We start from the raw sequence: 17,517 nt of genomic DNA, 5'->3' as shown, positions 1-17,517 counted from the left end.
GAACAGGCTGTATCAAGCTACTCTCTGTCACCTTTGTAACGTAAACCCATAGCATTGATAGCGACAATAACCGTTGATAGACTCATGAGCACGGCCGCCAATAAAGGATCCACCATAATACCCATGCTTGGATAAAGGATTCCAGCAGCTAAAGGAATGGCGATGATGTTGTAACCTGCCCCAAACCAGAGATTTTGCCTCATTTTGCGGATGGTTGTCTTGGCAATGCTCAACATATCCAAGACCGCTGATGGATTGGATTGAACCAAGACTACATCTGCAGAGTGGATGGCAACAGAAGTTCCTGCGCCAATGGCAAAGCCTAAATCTGCCGTCGCTAGAGCAGGCGAATCATTGACCCCATCGCCGATGAAAAGAACTGCCCCACGTGCCTGATAGTCCTTGACCAGCTTCGCCTTATCCTCTGGTTTAAGTTCAGCTCGGTAATCTTCTATGCCCAACTGACTGGCCACTTTTTGTGCAGTAGCTGGGTTATCTCCCGTCAACATCACAGGACTAATGCCCTGCGCTTTCAAGCCTTCTACAAAATCTTTAGCATCTTCTTTTATCTGGTCTCCCAAGGCTACAAATCCCAAGACCACATGATCAGTCACCAAAAAACTCACGGTTAGACCCAAATCAAGATAGGGAGCAATCACGTCCTGATCCACTGACAAACCTATTTCCTGCAGACCTTTGTAGGACATGATTTCATAAACCCTTCCATCCAAGACTCCTCGAATCCCACTACCAGGGATATTCTCAACCTGCTCTACTTGATAGGAATGTTGACCTGCCGCCTCCACTATGGAAAGGGCAATTGGGTGGGTTGAATGAACTTCTAGGGCTGCCATTTTGGCCAGCACATCCGCTCCCTCAACCAAATCTTGACTGTGTCGAACTTGAAATTTTCCGTCGGTCAAGGTTCCGGTCTTATCCATCAAGGCAAACCGAATCTGGTTAACCTGTTCAAGAGCTGTTCGGTTCTGAACCAAAAGACCATTTTTTGAAGAAATCGTGGTCAAACGCGCCACAACAAGAGGGATGGCTAAACCAAGGGCATGCGGACAGGCAATGACAAAAACAGAAACTGCCATCATCAAGGCAAAGGCAAGATTAGCCGTCATGGTCCAATAAATAAAGGCCAAAATCCCCACAATTAAAGCTGCATAGAAGAGCCAAGAGGCTACGCGGTCAGCCATATTTTCAAGCTTGGATTTCTGGTTTTGCGCTTGACGGACCATTTCGGTCACCTCCGCCAAAAAGCTGTCCTTACCAAGAGTGGTCACTTCCATTTCAAAGGGCGTGTTTTGATTGAGCGAACCACCGAATACCCTATCCCCCGCCTCTTTTTTGACAGCTCGAGATTCCCCAGTAATCATGGATTCATCAATATGAGCAACACTCAAAATCTTACCGTCAGCCGGAATTTTTTCATTTTCCTTGACTAGGAGGAAATCCCCAATCTGCAAGTCCTCTACAGCAACATCTGTCCCATCCTTGAGATGGGCTTTTTTCGGAATGAGAGAGGCCAAGTCTTTCAGGGCATCCCCTGCTCCCATAACCGCCTTCATTTCAATAATGTGCCCAATCAGCATAATGACAATCAGCGTAGACAACTCAAACCAAAAGTTCATGCTTTCTTGTCCCAATAGCGCTAAAATTGTTGCATAAACTGAGTAAAGATAGGAAACAATAATCCCCATGGAAATCAAGGTCATCATTGCAGGTTTTTTAGCTCGTAATTCCCCTCTCGCTCCGTTAAAGAAAGGCGTACCTGAGTAGAAGAAGATAATAGAACCTAGTATCAGCTGGACAAGTTCAACACCCGGAAAACGTAAAAGAGTGAAACCTGCAATTGGAGAAATGGCCAGTAGGGGAATCATGACTGCCACTGCGACTTTGAGTTTTGTATTCATATCCCCCATGTGCATCATGTGCCCACCATGCTCCATCATGTCATGGTCATGCCCTTGGTGATGCTGATGAGCATCATGAGTATGATGAGAATGATGACTGACGTCAGAGCCTCCTTCATGATGCTTGTGATGGTCAGAATGATGATTGGCGTGAGCCCCCTCTTCATGGGAATGCTCCTGCTGGTGGGAATCATGATGGGTCTGACCAACTTCCTCAGAATGCATCGCATGCTGGTGTTCCTGCTTATTTTCTTTTGAATGGTTCATAAGGCAACTCCTATTTCTTTCTACATTTGTAATCGATTTACAATTATAGTTTACACTTGTAGTCAAAAAATGTCAACCGATTAGATCAAAAAACCTAGAATGGGAGTGAACCCAACTAGGTTATACAGTTTATCAAAATCTGCTCATTTCAAATTAAAAACAGTACTTGCCAAATAATCAGCCAGCCTCGGAAAGAGTGTATAGAGTTTATGAGCAGCTGCTAGTGACCAAGGCAGATTGATGTCTCGTTTCTTCGTCCCCATAGCTGAAACAATCTTCTTGGCAACATAATCTGGCTGTAGTAAGAAAGCCTTGACGCTCTCTTGATAGCTTCCGTCTGGATCTGCTTGGTCGAAAAAGCTGGTCGCAATAGGCCCTGGGTTGACCGTAGTAACTGTGACACCGTAGGGAGCCAACTCCAAACGAATGGTATTGGAAAAGCCCATGGCCGCAAACTTGGTCGCCGAATAAACAGAGGACTTGGCTGAAGCGATCAAACCTGACATGGAAATGATATTGATAATCTGCCCACTCCGTCTGGCCTTCATCCGCTTACCTGCCAAACGACATAAGGTCATCAGGGCAAAGGTATTGATGTCAAACATAGCTTGCACCTGCCGGCTGGAGAAATTCTCAAAATCATCATAAATGGCATAGCCAGCGTTGTTGACTAAAATATCAATCTGACCAAACTGATTATCCAGTTCATCAAAAAATGCCGTCAGAGCTGCTTCATCTCGGATATCCACATCAAAAACAGCCTTTTTTTCATGGTAAGCATAGAGCTGTTCAATTTTTTCGACATCACGACCTAGTAAAATCAAAAAATCATCTTTCAGCAAGGGCACCATTTCCTGTACCAATCCGCCAGAAGCACCTGTTATCAGAATGGTTCTCATACTTCGATTTCCTCTAAATCCTTGACAATATGTACATTTTCAAAAACCTTGCTTGCATCATTACGCAACTTGCTGATATCCTTGGACAAAAAGCGTGGACTGATATGGTTGAGTAAGAGTTGCTTGACACCTGCATCCTTAGCTACCTGAGCGGCTTCCATATTGGTCGAATGCCCATGTTTTCGAGCGATTTGCTCATCTCCCTTGCCGTAGGTTGCCTCATGAACCAGCACATCGGCATTAACTGCCAAACGTACACTAGCATAGCACTTGCGTGTATCACCAAGAATAGTCACCACCTTACCAGGTCGTGGTGGAGAAAGATAGTCACTAGCAATAATTTCTCTGCCATCCTCAAGAATCACATTTTGACCATTTTTAATCTGTCCAAACAAGGGACCAAATGGTACACCCGCCGCGCGCAGAGCCTCTGCGTCCAAGGTCCCTTCCAAATCTTTCTGGATGACACGGTAGCCGACACAAGGAATGGTATGGTCCAGCTTTTCAGCGAATACCGTAAATTTATCCGTTTCTAAAACCTGACTGACTGTATCCACATCAAACTCATGAAAATGAATGCGATAAGGCAGTCGAGTGCCTGATACTTTCAGACTGGACAAAACAAATGAACGAATGCCCACAGGTCCATAAATTTCAATATCCGTTTGCTCCTCACTAGACTGGAAAGAACGGCTGGACAAGAACCCGGGCAAACCAAAAATATGATCGCCATGCAGATGAGTAATGAAAATCTTGGCCACCTTGCGCGGACGAATGGTTGTTTCAAGGATTTGATTTTGCGTTCCTTCGCCACAATCAAAGAGCCAAACCTCATTGATTTCGTCCAAGAGTTTCAAGGCCAAGCTGGACACGTTTCTTGCCTTGGAGGGTTGACCCGCCCCCGTACCTAAAAAATGAATATACATTGTTATCTTTCTAAATTTTAAGAGTGTTGTGTGAGTGCAGTCTGTTTGAGGAGCAGGACAAGCCAATGCAGGCAGAACTAATGTTCAGCAAATCGGCTTTACCTTTTCATCAGACAGAATCCGTCACACAGTAAAGAATGGCAGAGCGACCCGACCAAGCAACATACCGTTGACCGTCATACTTTTCTGCCGCTTGCAGGACTTCTTCTTGATTGAGACCACTTATTTTGACAAATTGGTCACTAACAGCCACATCCGTCAGAAGAAATTCTGTCTCTTCTGCCACCAAGATAGTCTCATCAAAATCATTGCCTTTCATCCACACCTTGCCTGCTTGCTCAAAGACTACATAGTGAGGGAAAATTTGCGCAATCTCAAACAGCAAATTCTCTGCAACCTCAACGTCCTGATCGGCAAAGACCTGCGCCAGTCCAGTCCCATCAACATAGGCAAAACCGAAAGCCTTGCCTGATAAATTCAAGCGGACAAAGGGCTTTTCTTCCGCAAAGCTAGGTTCTTTTGGAAAAAGGCTCAGCTGCTGAGATAAAGTCAGATAGTAGTCCGTCGCCTCTTCTGGTCCTTTTTTCTGGTAGATTTCCGCAAAATAGGCATTGATGACCGACGGCGGTGGCGTGATAAAATCCAATTTCTGCTGGTCGGTCAATCCTGCCAATTTTCCAGCCAGATAGACCTTGTCCAGACTGGTAAAACCGCCATATTTGACAGCCAAATCAAGATAATCCGTCATAAAATTCTTCCAACTTCCATTTATTGCTGGAAGCGATATAGCCTGATACCACTTCCACATCCTCTTCGTAGGTCCGATGTTCAATCAGGGCAAGAGTTGCTAAATCATGCAATTTATAAGATTCAGCAAGTGGCACCCTGACCTCAAACCGTTCAAACATGGTCTTAATCTTAGCCAAGACCATCATCTGGATATGACCTTTGGCATTTTCATCCTTAGCGGACAGCATGACATGCGGAAACTGACTAGGGGTAAAGCTGTCATCGGTCTTGTCCAGCTTGTTATAGAGAGCTAGACGGGGAATGTCCAACATGTCCAAGTCCTTGAGAATGTCCAAGACCACCTGCTCCTGCTCGGCATGATTAGGGTCAGAGGCGTCGATGACATGGAGCAAGAGGTCCACATTCATGGACTCTTCCAAGGTGGATTTGAAGGCAGAAATCAACTCGGTCGGCAGATCCTGAATGAAACCAACCGTATCGGTCAAAGTCACGTTGAACTTGTCAGCCAAGTTAATCTGCTTGGTCGTGGCATCAAGCGTAGCAAAGAGTTCGTCGGCCTCGTACTGTCGCTTGTCCGTCATGGCATTCATAATAGTGGACTTACCAGCATTGGTATAGCCAATCAAGCCAATCTTGAAAACGCCTGATTGCAGGCGGCGTTCACGGACAGTCGCTCGGTTTTTCTCCACTGTCTTGAGTTGACGTTCAATGTCGTGAATCTGGTTACGAATGCTTCGACGGTTGAGTTCCAACTGGCTTTCACCTGGTCCACGAGAGCCGATACCACCCGCCTGACGGCTGAGCATGATACCTTGTCCAACCAAGCGTGGCAACATGTACTTGAGCTGGGCTAGGTGGACCTGTAACTTGCCCTCGTGGCTTCGTGCCCGCATGGCAAAAATATCCAAAATCAACTGCATACGGTCAATGACTTTGACACCTAAAATCTCTTCCAGATTGACATTCTGACGGGGCGTCAGTCGGTTATTGACAATGACGGTATCAATCTCATCAGCTTCGACCATCTGGGCAATTTCTTCTAGTTTACCTGAGCCGACAAAGGTCTTGCTGTCGTATTTTTCACGTTTTTGAGTGTAGACTCCCTTGACCTGAGCGCCAGCCGTCTTAGCAAGACTTGCCAACTCCTCCATGGACATGTCAAAATTCTCTGTCTGTTGCAATTCCACTCCAACTAGGAGGGCACGTTCTTGTTCTTTCTGCGTTTCAATCATGTAAAAATTCCTCCACGGCGGTGAAAATCTGCGACTTGTAATCTGGCTCGCCTACGGAATAAAAGGGAACCTCCATGCGATTTCTGAACCAAGTCAATTGGCGTTTGGCAAAGCGACGGCTATTTTGCTTGACCTTATCAACCGCTTCTTCTAGCGAAAGCTCACCTGCAAAATAAGGGAAAAACTCCTTGTAGCCAATTCCCATAGCAGCTTGGGCTTGGGGATGCGCTTGGTAGAGCCAGCTGACTTCATCCAACAAGCCCGCCGCCATCATCTTATCCACGCGCTGATTGATACGGTCGTAAAGAACCTGTCTGTCATCTGTCAGGCAGATGTAAAGAGGCTCATATTCTGACTCTGTATTTTCTAAGTTTTTGCCAAATTTTTTCAACTCTAACCCACGAATGATTCTCCGTCGGCTGTTGCCCTCAACCATCAACCCTGCCTGCTCTGCCATTGTTTCCAAATCCTCGTCAGACAAGCAGTCGAGTTCCGTCCGATAAGCAAGAACTTGCTCCTGGTCAACCTGCCCGCCAAGATGGTAACCCTCTAGCAGACTTTGGATGTAAAGCCCTGTTCCTCCAACAATGATAGGCAACTTGCCACGACTAGTAATGTCTGCAATTAAGGCCTTGGCTTCTGCTACAAATTCATAAGCCGAATAACCATCGGTCACATCCCGGACATCAATCAAATGATGAACTGCTGCCGCCTGCTCCTCTGGACTGGCCTTGGCTGTCCCAATATCCAGCTTGCGGTAGACCTGTTGGCTGTCTCCGCTGATAATTTCGCCCTTATAGCGCTTGGCCAGCTCAATTCCCAGCGCTGTTTTTCCCACCGCTGTCGGTCCCAAGACCACAATTACCTTAGTTTTCATCTTTTTCCTTGAAAATTTTTTGTTTTTTCGCTAAAATCTATTATAACACAAATAAAGGAGAATTCACTATGGCTAAAGGTTTTGGCAAAGGTTTCTTGACAGGCGTTCTTTCTACCGTTGCTGTGGCAGCAGGTGCTATCTTCACCGTTCATAAAACAATTATCGAACCAGAAGAAAAGAAAGAAGCCTTCATTGAAGAAAATCGTAAAAAAGCAGCACGCCGTCGCGTGTCACGTTAAGGAAAAGTTGGATGAAACGTCCAGCTTTTTTCTTTTGGCAGCAACATAAAAACAGCCCAAAACGGACTGTTGACTTCAGCATTTTCCTACAAAATAATCTCTTCCTTCTCAATCAAGACAATGGTCCACATCATGACCAGGGTCACCACTGCTAGTGCCAAAATCAGCGGTAACCATGACCCAAATACTGGAAAACTATAGCCCAGGAGACCTGGACCAAAGGCAGCAATCAGATAGCCGCCCGTCTGCACCATACCGGATAATTGGGCAGTCGCCTGTGGGTTGCTGGTTTTCAAGGTAAAGCCCAGCATCATATAAGGGAACAATGCACCATTGGTAAAGCTCAAAATCAAATGAATGGCGGTCCAAATGGCAATATTTACAGGCGCTAAGGCCATGAGAGCGAGACCTACTAGAGAAACAGCGGAGATGATTAACATTATCCACCTACGCCCATCCTTGGTCTGACGAGAAAGAATAGCCGGTGTCACCATAGACATGGGAATGGCCATGAGATTGTACATGCCGGACATGAAACCAGCCTCAGCCTTGCTAAAGCCAATGGACTGAGCAATGGTTGGGAGCCAGGTAATCTCTGTATAGAAGAGCACCGACTGGAGACCACCGAAAATCAGAAAGGCAAGTGCAGCCTTATTTTTCCAAAGGAATTGACCAGATGACTTTTCCTGATTACTTTCAAAACGATGATTGTGGCGGACATTTGGCAGCCAAATCAAAAGGGCCAAAAAGATTACGGCCGTGACCAGATAGATAAAGGTCTGCCATGAAGTCGCCGTAACCACAGGTACTGCCGCCATAGAGGCCGTAGTTCCAGCCACCCCCATCAGGGTCACATAAATAGTAGTATAAAGCCCGATTTTCTTAGGAAAATTGGCTGTCACAATACTTGGCAGCAGGACATTGATAAAGGCAATGGTCCCGCCCAGCAAAACGGTTCCTACAAACAAGCCCACTATACCGCTGGCCCGCATTCCTGAGCCAATAGTCATGATGATGAGCACCAGCGCCATCAACTTTTCCAAGCCTAGCTTGCCAGCCAAGCGCGGTGCCAAGGATGAGCAGAGGGCAAACATAATCAGCGGAATAGAGGTCAGAACCCCCAACGAGCTGACTTGTACCCCCAAGTCAGCTGCGATGTCCGTCAAAATGGCAGGCAGGGCAGTAAAGGGAGCCCGCATAACCACACCCAGCATAATAATGCCAGCTACCATAAATAGCGATTGTTTTTTCATATCGTGATAGTTGTCCTTTCTCTAACGTTCGGATTTCAGCAAGTATGATTATACCATACTTGACAAATGATAGAAAGTTATTCTGTTTCATTTCCGGTTATAGTTTTAAGCTATATCATTTCCCATTAAATAACTATTTTTCAAATGGGAAAATTTGCGTTAGAATACAAACATACCAAACGAAAGCGAGAAAATATAGCATGACACAATCAAGATTCCTACTAGTTGGCTCCCTCCTCCGCCCTTCAGCCCTTGGAGAATACAAGCGCCAAATCGAAGCGCGTGATGACATCAAGTACCCATTTTACGATGCCTTCGACGGCTACAAGGAGACTGAAACTGAACTCATCGAGAAAATCGTTGCGGAACAAAAAGAAAATGGTCTCGACATCGTGACTGATGGCGAATTTGGTCGCTCTATGTGGCACCTGGACTTCCTCTGGGGCTTTGAGGGTATCGAGCGTTACATTGCTGATCACGGCTATCCATTTAAAGACCACGATGGCCAGCCTTATGAAACTCGAAAGGACATCGGTCTTCGCATTACCGCTCCACTTTCTTCTAAAAATCACCACTTCATCGATATTTACAAGCAAGTACAGGAATTGGCTGGGGACACGACAACCAAGCAGACTATCTATGGACCAGCTCATGCCTTCAATGAATTGATTATTTTCAACGGTCAGGTTGGACCAGATCAAGTCTACAAGACCCGTGAAGACTTGAAAGAAGGCCTCATTGCTGCCTACAAGGAATTCTTGGACCAGTATAAGGCTGCTGGTGGTCAGATTGTTCAATTTGACGACTGTCTCTGGGAACTCTTCGACCCATCAAATCCTGTTCCATTCTTTCCGCAAGATGACCCAGAAGCTTTGGCTGCTCTTGCAGATGAATTTATCGCTATCAACAATGCCGTTGCTGACTACGGTCATGAAATTGGCTTGACAGTCTGGACCCACAACTGCCGTGGTAACTATGAAAGCCGCTCTGCAGCTGGTGGTACTTACGAGGCTATCGCTGAGAAATTCTTGAAAAACCAGCGTTACAGCCGTTTCTTCCTGGAATGGGATGATGAGCGTGCCGGCGATTTGAAAGCTTTGGAAAGCTTGAAAGATTCGGATATCGAAATTGTTCTGGGTCTGCTTTCAAGTAAGACTTCTGAACTCGACGATGAAGAGCGTGTTTACAAACTCCTCGAAGAGGCCAGCAAAATCATTCCAAAAGAACGCCTCTACCTGTCACATCAGTGCGGTTTTGCATCATGTGACTCTGGCAATGAGCTTGCTATCCCACAACAATGGGCGAAAATCAAACAAGGTCAAGACATTGCAGCCAAATTCTGGGCTGAATAAAGAAGTAAATCAAGGAGCCATCAGCATTGCTGGTGGTTTTCTCATGTTCAAAATCGCCTGACTCACAAAACGACCCTGAAACTCAAGCTACAGGGTTGTTTGTCTATCTAATAAAGTAATTGTGCCAAAATCAAAACCGCAATCAGGGCCAGCAGATGACCGATATTGACAACGATAAAGGAATGCTTCAAGCCCCGCTTCATGCTCAATTTGGCCAGATTATGGAAGGTAATCATAACTCCCGATTGGGGAACAACTGTCAGCACCGCCGAGGCAATAACCGTCACCCTGTGCAAGACCTGGGGATCGATACCGAATCAAGGTAGGCAGGCAAGAAATTGCTGGCAGCAATCCCTACCGCACCAGACGAAGAGCCAATGATACCACCGATTAGGGCAGCCGACACCGAAAGACTAATCAGGGGCGAACCAGAAATCTGTCCAATCCAGTCTTGGATAAGCAAGAAGCCTGAAGACATGGCCAAGACCGTTCCGAAAGCCACTGTGCTAGAAGTCGCAAATGCAGGTAGAACAGACGCCGTTGTCCCTTCATTTAAGAGAGTTTGCTGATTGACCAGATTCTTACGGAAGAGAAGATCTGACACCAGTATGGCCACCGTTAGCCCCACAACCAAGATATAAGGTGTTTTCTGAAAGATGAAAATAGTTGCAACCAAGCTCAACATGGGCAGGCTTGCCAAAACTAGATTAGGAAGATTTGCGTTATCTGTAGACACAATTTCCTCATCACGCTCAGTATACCCCTCATTTCTCGCCATACTTTTCTTCAAGGCAAACCACATATAGGTCAAACCAAAAACGACTAAAATTAAGCTTGAAACCAGGCTCAAGAGCGGTGCTGCGGTCAAAGTCGTCCCCAAAACCTTGGTTGGAACCGCATTATGAATGGACGGCGTCCCTGGCAAACTGGACATGGTCAGGGTACTGACACCTAAAAAAACTGGAATTGGAAATAGTTCCCAATTGATATTCAGCTCCTTAAAGAGCGGTCTCGACAGAGGCAAGAGGGTGAAAATAACCACAAAAAGGCTGACACCCCCATAGGTCAACAAGGAGGCAATCAGGGCAATAGCCAGCAATACCTTATAAGGACTTTCCTTACCAACCACTCGCAAAATACTATTGGCAATGGTCTGGGTAGCACCACTTGCTTCCATATACTTGGCCAGTATGGAGCCCAGCATAAAAATAGCAAAGTTATTGATTAAAAAACCAGCCAGGCCAGTCATATAAGACTGCTCCTTGCCCAACATGGTCTCTAAAATAGGCATTTGATTGGTCAAAGCCACGATCAAGCTCGCCAAGGGGGCCGCAACCATCACGTTTAGATTCTTTGTGGTCCAATAAATAATGGCCACAATCGCCAAAAATACCCCTACTACTCCTAAAATTGTCATAGTTCTCCTTTAATGAAAAGAGGGATTGCTCCCTCTGAATTTTTACCTATACTGCCGAATGTCCTCTTTCCCTTGAACCTTTGCCAGCAGCTGGACCACTGTCTGCCCTAGAATTGGATGGACATAATCAGCCGCAATATCAGCCAGAGGCTGTAGGACAAAGGCCCGCTCATGGGCATAGGGATGGGGCACCGTCAGCCGTTCGGACTGGATGATTTCCTGGTCCCAGAAAATAATATCCAGGTCAATGGTCCTCTGTCCCCATTTTTCAATACGCACACGGTCCAAGTCCAGTTCGATTTTTTGACAGATTTCCAAAAATGCCAGAGGCTCTAAATCCGTAAAGACCCGACAGGCTAGATTGAGAAAGTCAGCCTGGTCCGTCTTGCCCCAAGCTGGTGTCTCATAAAGAGCTGATACGGCTCCCAGCTGACAGGCAGGATGATTATCCAAACTCTCCAAGGCAGCCTGCAAATAGGCCCTACGGTCCCCCATATTGCCACCAATGCTCAGATAAGCTGTGTGTTTCATGGGCGTTCACGCTCCAACTCAATACCAACTGAATCATAGTGGCCTGCGATAGGCGGATTTTCCTTGTGGATGGCCAGCCTGATCTTCTCTACTTTGGGGAATTGGTCAAAAATCTCCTGACAAATCAGCCCTGCCACTTTTTCAATCAGAATATAAGGTTTGCCTTCGACCACTTTTTTCATAGCCTCGAAAACAAGGCCATAATGAACTGTATCTTCCAAATTATCCGACAAAGAGGCAGCGGTTAAATCCAGAAACAAATCGCAGTCCACCGTAAAAATTTGCCCCAGGGTCTGCTCTTCCTTGAAGGCGCCGTGGTAGCCGTAAAATTTGCATTGTTTGAGTGAAATCTTATCCATTCTTGCTCCCATTCACTAATTGGTCCCAGACAGTAATCAGATCTCGATTGGCTTGGACATTGTGGACTCGGACCATTTTACAGCCCTTGGAAATAGCCCAAGCAGACAGCGCTGCCGTTGCCTGATCCCGGTCAGCAGCCAAGGTATTGCCACCCAAAAGATGGTCAACCACCCGCTTACGGGAAATCCCAAAAAGAACTGGATAACCAAGCCCAGTAATCTGTTCCAAGCCTTGGAGAAGCTCCAGATTGTGCTGGGCATTTTTGGCAAATCCAAGCCCAGGATCCAGCCAAATCTTGTCAGCCAAAATACCAGCTGCTAGGGCTGCCTGAGCCCGCTCCGCTAGAAAATCTCGCACTTCTTGCACAATATCCTCGTAGACTTCCTCTGTTTGATTGTGCATGAGGATAATGGGGACCTGATACTCCGCTGCCAGGGCCAGCATTTCTCCGTCATAGAGACCTGCCCAGACATCATTGAGAATGTCTGCACCAGCCTCCAGAGCCGCACGCGCTGTCCCAGTCTTATAGGTGTCGATAGAAACCAGGCAGTCAAAACGCTCCTTTATAGCACGAATAATCGGTACCACACGGGCGATTTCCTCCTCTTGGGAAACAAATTCCGCCCCCGGTCGGGTAGACTCGCCACCGACATCGATGACCTGGGCTCCTGCGGCCAAAAGCTCTTCAGCCTGCGCTAGGGCAGCCTCTACTTCATTAAATTTTCCACCGTCAGAAAAAGAATCCGGCGTGACATTGAGAATGCCCATGATGGACACTTGCTGGTGTAAGTTGTCAATCGACATAGCTCCTCCTATTTGTGAATCATGGACAGCAATTCGCGACGCAAAACAGCATCTTCCTTGTATTTTCCAAGAGCAACTGTGGTCACAGTCTTGCTGCCTGGCTTGCGAACACCACGCATACTCATACACATGTGTTCCGCCTCCACCATAACGTAGACGCCTTCTGGCTCCAAGGCGTCCTGAAGGGCATGGGCTACCTGGTGAGTCAAGCGCTCCTGCAATTGTGGACGGCGACTAGCCACTTCCACCGCACGCGCCAATTTGCTGAGGCCTGTCACACGACCCTTGCTAGGTAGATAGGCCACATGCGCCACCCCATAAAAAGGCACCAAATGATGCTCACACATGGAGTGAAAGGGAATATCCTTGACCAAGACCACTTCCTCATGCCCCTCCGAAAAGACCGCCGTAAACTGATCCTTAGGGGCTTCATTGAGACCAGAAAACATCTCCTGGTACATCTTGGCCACACGCTTAGGCGTATCCAGTAGTCCCTCACGGTTAGGGTCCTCGCCCAATAATTCCAACAATTGGTAAATGGTTTGTTCAATTTTCTCTTGCTTTGACATAATACATCCCCTTGTTTAATGTTCTTATTATACCCTAAAAAGGCTCCTAGGAAAAGTCTTACTCCCCTTTGTGATATAATAAAACAAAGAATTGTAAGGAGAGCGCCACATGACCAAGAAACCCGTCCAGTTAGCGACGATTTGCTATATTGACAATGGCAAGGAATTTTTATTACTTCACCGCAACAAGAAAGAAAATGATGTGCATCGCGGCAAGTGGATTGGCGTCGGAGGAAAATTAGAAGCCGGTGAGACCCCTCAGGCCTGCGCAGCCCGTGAAGTCTTGGAAGAGACAGGCCTTACGGCCACCAAGTTGGCTCTGAAAGGCATTATTACCTTCCCTGATTTCACCCCCAATATGGATTGGTACACCTATGTCTTCAAGATTACCGAGTTTGAAGGCAACCTAATCGACTGTAACGAAGGAGATTTGGAGTGGGTACCCTATGACCAGGTCCTATCCAAGCCCACCTGGGAAGGCGATCGGCATTTCCAAGAATGGCTCTTAGAAAACAAGCCCTTCTTCTCCGCCTGTTTCCGCTATGACGGAGATAACTTACTAGACTACTCAGTGGATTTTTATGAGTGATAAACATCTTAAAACCTGCAAGTCAGCTGACCTGCAGGTTTTAAGTTATTCTGATACTGGTTGCTCTGCTTGAGATTGAGCCCGCTTGCCTTCATCAAGGAGGGCTGCAATAATCTTCTGGTCACGCAGTTTGACGGAATCGTTGATGGTCTCAGCTGAGTGGATAATAGCCGCCTCCAACTCACGGCGTTTCCGACGCCCTTCATCAATAGCGGCGATGATGCCGTTGTTCTGGGCTACTAGACTTTCAGCCAATTTTGTCACCGACTGAACAGCTAGGGTCGGATTTTGAGCTGTGCGTTCCATCATCGGAATGGCTTCCTTAGACGTTTCTGCCAGCATCTGAAGAGCAGCATTATTGGCATTGACGATGGCATCAGCCGTCTGGCTGGACTTTATGGACTGTTGCAAAATACCTAACTGGGCGATGGATAACTTCATGGTCGGAATGGTATTGCGGCGGAGCATACCCAAACGCTGTTTCATATCGGACGATACCTTGACCAGATTCCGCATCTGCGGTGTCGTTGTCCAGGCCACATAGAGACGGCTCAGATATTCAGAATGCTGCTGCTCCAAAATATTGGCCACTTCTGTGATCCGCGCCAGCTTTTCAGAGGCTACCTGATAGTCAACAGTGGTCGGAACCAGGCTAGCCAGTCTTTCCTGCTCTGCTCTTGCTCGCTGAGCGGCCACTTGACCTGTCGCCTCTATAAAGGCAATGACACCGACCAGATTCTCGATAGACTTGGTATTGTTTTCAATTAAGAGCTCGGCAGAAACGATATTGCGCGAGAGAACTTCTTCCTGCTTGACCACGCTGGCTGCCATAGTGTCCATTTTCTTTTCGATGGTCTGAGAATCGAAGTAAAATTCCTGCAAGTCGTTCTTGGTCTGCTTGAAAAGACGCTGGAAGAAACCAGGTTTCTTCTCTAATTCAGCCGTGCTTGAAATGTCCTTATACTTGGCCACAAAGCCGTTAAGTTCACGGTTGGTATTAGCCAAAAGCTCATCCACCTGCGGAATTTCAATCTTCTTCTGCTCACTCAAGATGTGGTTGACCGTTGCATTGACCTCCTCAACCGCCTCCTTGCCAAAGTCCAGGAGGGCGTTCTGGTTAGATACAAAATTATCCACCAACTGCGGTGCCTTGGCCTGGATTCCGGCCTGCTGTTCAGGTGTCAATTGGGCAAGGAAGGATACTTTCTGACTGTCACCAATGGGCGTAGCCTGGATGATTTCAGTTGTCTTGTCCTTCTGGTTCAAGCCGTTGCTGGCAATGGCATCTATATCAAAATTAAATCCTGACATCTTATTCCTCTACTTTCTTGTCACGTTTCATCATACGCAGGCTGACTTCAAAATCCTGCATATCGGCTTCGTTAAACTGGCGAATGGTATTATCCAAGTCACTATCAAAGGTCTCCATGGCAGATTTTGCCTGGGCCAAACGTTCTTCCGCATTGAAATAATCCTTGGGAGACTGCTTGATTTTCATATACCCCTGCAAAATATCCTGGAAACGCTGCATATTGGCCTCATGAATGGCCGTCAGCTCTTCCTTCTTATCCGTTGTCGCCTCTAATTTCTCTAAAATAACTAGATGATCCCGTTGGATATTGCAGTAGGTCTCAAGAATTTCCGGCGTCAGGTCCGCAATCCACTCCTGCTCCGTCAGCTCCTGCTTGGCTTGAACGAAAGGCTCTGCCTCCTTGACAGGCTCTGCTGACTTTTCAGGAAGTTTGAGCTGATACTTGAGCTGGAGGGTATCCACAACTTCCTTACTCTTATAGGTATCTAGGTACTTACCAACCTTTTGATAGACTTGGTCCAGCTCAAAGAGTTCTGCCAGCAAGCGTCCCCGCAATTGCAGAACCGCCTTGTCCTCCCCATTTTCAGCCAAGAGCTGCTGGTGCTTGGAAAATCCCGCACTGATGGACCATACCAGATTTTCCAACCGCCGGATAGATGAACGGTTGAGCATCCGATGAACCGCAGGACGATTCTTCACATAGAGATAAACCAGTCCCAGAGGCAAAATAATATACCAAAAATTTATCAAAATCCCCAAGACAATGAACAGGGCAAGGATAGAGCCCCAACCATCATCTTTTTTATAGCGTTTTTTACCCATACGTTTTCCTCATTTTTCCATTATATTATATCATATTCCTCCTCATCTATGAAAAATTTACCAAAGAAAAAAGCCGGGTTTCCCCAACTTTTTAGAAGGCCTTGGCCTGGGTTGCATGGATGCTGTCAATGGAAATGCCAGAGGTGGCAAACAGGTTCTCCAATTCCTCTACAGCGATGTGCCCTTCGATTTGAACCTCGATGACCACATTGCCTTTTTTAGTCTGTAATTGAACGGTGCTAATGATATTGTAGCCCTTGTCAGAAATAATCTTGATAATCTTCGCAAGCTCACCAGCCTTATTTTCAACTAGGAAACGAGCCCGCACGCCCTCTTCTCCATAGCCTGAAACGTGGAGGAAGGCAGCAAAAATATCGCGGTCTGTGATGACACCGTAGAGCTGACCATTGTCCACAACCGGCAGGATGCCGACCTTGTTTTTATACATGAGGTAGACCGCATCCTCTAAGCTGGCATAGCCTGAAACTGCGATGACGTCCTTAATCATGACATCCTTGACCTTGGTCTTGTTGAGCAGGTAGTTCATCTCGTAGATAGACAGGCTGGTCGCCTTTGACGGACTAGCCTCTGCGATGGTACCTTCTGTTACCAAACCGACCAATTTATCATTTTCAATGACCGGCAAGCGGTGCAAATCCTGCTCACGCATGATGTCTGCAGCATGGGCGATCGTTGTATCTGGTGAAATGTAAACAACCTTACGGGTCATAAAATCTTTAACGGACATGGAACTTCCTCCTCGATATTTTCTACTCCTATTATAGCAAAAAACGAAAACGATTTCAATATCTTATGAAAAGAAATGAAAATCAGTGATCAACGACCACTGATTTGTTAGAAACTAGATTCACAAGTAAGGTACTTTAAGTTTTTAATGGAATACTGACTGTATTTCGAGAAAAAACGAACGAAACTTGCCTTAGCTCAGGTGCCGAATTGTGAATACAGGTTCTAAAATTATACACCCTTTACTGCGAAATAAATCCCGCTTGGGCAGGCAAAGTTAAAGTTAGGGAAAGGCTGTTCATTGACTGGGCTGCAGGTATCTGTCAAACCAGCGATGCGCTCCTGAAGGCCTGCAATATCGGATGTTTCAAACAAGACGCTCGGTACATTGTCCAACACCTCTGGCGATACTTGAGCGATAAATTCCTTGTCATAAACCGTAATCGTAGTCGTCGCATCCGCATGAGACTTCATATCAAAGGTCTCAAAGCCCATCATCTCCGCTTCATTTTCAATGACAAAACCTGCCGCTGACCAAAAACTTTTTTCTGCCGCCACATCATCCACATAGAGCATGAGGCCCAATTCTTTATTAAACATCTATTATCCTCTTTCTAAAACGATATTGCTAATCATAGCAAGATATGGTTCA

19 protein-coding genes and 1 pseudogene are annotated in these 17,517 nt (G+C 46.4%); 3 read left to right on the top strand and 17 right to left on the bottom strand.

Annotation, left to right across the window (positions count from 1 at the left end; all coding sequences use genetic code 11):
• Positions 1 to 17 precede the first annotated feature (17 nt).
• The 6 genes and pseudogenes from ACHBIE_RS01850 to miaA all read right to left on the bottom strand — a co-directional run bounded on the left by ACHBIE_RS01850 (position 18) and on the right by miaA (position 6,870).
• On the bottom strand, positions 18 to 2,186 hold the full coding sequence (locus ACHBIE_RS01850) for a copper-translocating P-type ATPase (RefSeq protein WP_394732591.1): 2,169 nt from the start codon (positions 2,184 to 2,186) through the stop codon (positions 18 to 20).
• Between the two features lie 143 nt (positions 2,187 to 2,329).
• On the bottom strand, positions 2,330 to 3,085 hold the full coding sequence (locus tag ACHBIE_RS01845) for an SDR family NAD(P)-dependent oxidoreductase (RefSeq protein WP_394732590.1): 756 nt from the start codon (positions 3,083 to 3,085) through the stop codon (positions 2,330 to 2,332).
• The gene (rnz, locus tag ACHBIE_RS01840) at positions 3,082 to 4,011 is read right to left on the bottom strand and encodes a ribonuclease Z (RefSeq protein ID WP_394732589.1); all 930 of its coding nucleotides are present in this window, start codon (positions 4,009 to 4,011) and stop codon (positions 3,082 to 3,084) included. Before rnz ends, ACHBIE_RS01845 begins: the two co-directional genes overlap by 4 nt.
• A 109-nt stretch (positions 4,012 to 4,120) precedes the next feature.
• Positions 4,121 to 4,759: a cystathionine beta-lyase gene (locus ACHBIE_RS01835; RefSeq protein WP_105161189.1), complete on the bottom strand. Its 639-nt coding sequence runs from the start codon at positions 4,757 to 4,759 to the stop codon at positions 4,121 to 4,123.
• A 204-nt stretch (positions 4,760 to 4,963) separates the two neighbouring features.
• Positions 4,964 to 5,993, bottom strand: a pseudogene (gene hflX / locus ACHBIE_RS01830) (GTPase HflX); the annotation flags it as partial.
• A complete protein-coding gene (miaA, locus tag ACHBIE_RS01825; protein ID WP_394732587.1) occupies positions 5,986 to 6,870 on the bottom strand; it encodes a tRNA (adenosine(37)-N6)-dimethylallyltransferase MiaA in 885 nt (294 codons plus the stop codon). The pseudogene hflX and the gene miaA, both read right to left, overlap by 8 nt.
• A gap of 68 nt (positions 6,871 to 6,938) precedes the next feature.
• Here miaA and ACHBIE_RS01820 point away from each other — a divergent pair, with 68 nt between their 5' ends.
• A complete protein-coding gene (locus ACHBIE_RS01820) occupies positions 6,939 to 7,109 on the top strand; it encodes a DUF3042 family protein (protein WP_105122767.1) in 171 nt (56 codons plus the stop codon).
• An 86-nt stretch (positions 7,110 to 7,195) separates the two neighbouring features.
• Here ACHBIE_RS01820 and ACHBIE_RS01815 read toward each other — a convergent pair whose 3' ends face one another.
• Entirely contained in the window at positions 7,196 to 8,362 is a 1,167-nt protein-coding gene (locus tag ACHBIE_RS01815; RefSeq protein WP_394732585.1) for an MFS transporter, read from the bottom strand.
• A 200-nt stretch (positions 8,363 to 8,562) separates the two neighbouring features.
• On the opposite strand from ACHBIE_RS01815, the gene ACHBIE_RS01810 reads away from it, so the two are divergent.
• Positions 8,563 to 9,714: a cobalamin-independent methionine synthase II family protein gene (locus ACHBIE_RS01810; protein WP_394732583.1), complete on the top strand. Its 1,152-nt coding sequence runs from the start codon at positions 8,563 to 8,565 to the stop codon at positions 9,712 to 9,714.
• A 107-nt stretch (positions 9,715 to 9,821) separates the two neighbouring features.
• On the opposite strand, the gene ACHBIE_RS01805 is transcribed toward ACHBIE_RS01810, so the two are convergent.
• Genes ACHBIE_RS01805 through folE form a run of 6 tightly spaced genes read right to left on the bottom strand, consistent with a single transcriptional unit; the run spans position 9,822 to position 13,395 of the window.
• Positions 9,822 to 10,001, bottom strand: a complete 180-nt coding sequence (locus ACHBIE_RS01805; RefSeq protein ID WP_394732581.1) for a hypothetical protein — start codon at positions 9,999 to 10,001, stop codon at positions 9,822 to 9,824.
• The gene (locus tag ACHBIE_RS01800) at positions 9,998 to 11,131 is read right to left on the bottom strand and encodes a GntP family permease (protein WP_394732579.1); all 1,134 of its coding nucleotides are present in this window, start codon (positions 11,129 to 11,131) and stop codon (positions 9,998 to 10,000) included. Before ACHBIE_RS01800 ends, ACHBIE_RS01805 begins: the two co-directional genes overlap by 4 nt.
• Before the next feature lie 42 nt (positions 11,132 to 11,173).
• Positions 11,174 to 11,662, bottom strand: coding sequence for a 2-amino-4-hydroxy-6-hydroxymethyldihydropteridine diphosphokinase (folK, locus tag ACHBIE_RS01795; protein ID WP_105122763.1), 489 nt, complete (start codon positions 11,660 to 11,662; stop codon positions 11,174 to 11,176).
• A complete protein-coding gene (gene folB / locus ACHBIE_RS01790; RefSeq protein WP_105122762.1) occupies positions 11,659 to 12,021 on the bottom strand; it encodes a dihydroneopterin aldolase in 363 nt (120 codons plus the stop codon). Before folB ends, folK begins: the two co-directional genes overlap by 4 nt.
• Positions 12,014 to 12,826, bottom strand: a complete 813-nt coding sequence (gene folP, locus ACHBIE_RS01785) for a dihydropteroate synthase (protein WP_105122761.1) — start codon at positions 12,824 to 12,826, stop codon at positions 12,014 to 12,016. Before folP ends, folB begins: the two co-directional genes overlap by 8 nt.
• 8 nt (positions 12,827 to 12,834) lie before the next feature.
• Complete coding sequence (gene folE / locus ACHBIE_RS01780) at positions 12,835 to 13,395, bottom strand: GTP cyclohydrolase I FolE (protein WP_105138118.1); 561 nt, start codon at positions 13,393 to 13,395, stop codon at positions 12,835 to 12,837.
• A gap of 109 nt (positions 13,396 to 13,504) precedes the next feature.
• Between folE and ACHBIE_RS01775 the strand changes: the two genes are divergently transcribed.
• The gene (locus tag ACHBIE_RS01775) at positions 13,505 to 13,984 is read left to right on the top strand and encodes an 8-oxo-dGTP diphosphatase (protein WP_105110478.1); all 480 of its coding nucleotides are present in this window, start codon (positions 13,505 to 13,507) and stop codon (positions 13,982 to 13,984) included.
• Positions 13,985 to 14,029: 45 nt separating this feature from the next.
• Here the strand turns inward: ACHBIE_RS01775 and ACHBIE_RS01770 are convergent, their stop codons facing one another.
• The 4 genes from ACHBIE_RS01770 to ACHBIE_RS01755 all read right to left on the bottom strand — a co-directional run bounded on the left by ACHBIE_RS01770 (position 14,030) and on the right by ACHBIE_RS01755 (position 17,465).
• Entirely contained in the window at positions 14,030 to 15,295 is a 1,266-nt protein-coding gene (locus tag ACHBIE_RS01770) for a toxic anion resistance protein (RefSeq protein ID WP_105122759.1), read from the bottom strand.
• Between the two features lies 1 nt (position 15,296).
• Positions 15,297 to 16,118: a hypothetical protein gene (locus tag ACHBIE_RS01765; RefSeq protein WP_105122758.1), complete on the bottom strand. Its 822-nt coding sequence runs from the start codon at positions 16,116 to 16,118 to the stop codon at positions 15,297 to 15,299.
• 91 nt (positions 16,119 to 16,209) lie between these two features.
• A complete protein-coding gene (locus ACHBIE_RS01760; protein WP_105122757.1) occupies positions 16,210 to 16,866 on the bottom strand; it encodes a CBS domain-containing protein in 657 nt (218 codons plus the stop codon).
• 230 nt (positions 16,867 to 17,096) lie between these two features.
• Positions 17,097 to 17,465 (bottom strand): glyoxalase, encoded by a 369-nt coding sequence (locus ACHBIE_RS01755; RefSeq protein WP_105110482.1) that lies wholly within the window; start codon positions 17,463 to 17,465, stop codon positions 17,097 to 17,099.
• Between the last annotated feature and the right edge of the window lie 52 nt (positions 17,466 to 17,517).

Origin of the sequence: Streptococcus sp. A23 (assembly GCF_043674155.1) — a bacterium.
Taxonomy (GTDB): Bacteria; Bacillota; Bacilli; order Lactobacillales; family Streptococcaceae; genus Streptococcus; species Streptococcus suis_V.
This window is presented reverse-complemented; position numbering and strand designations above follow the sequence as displayed.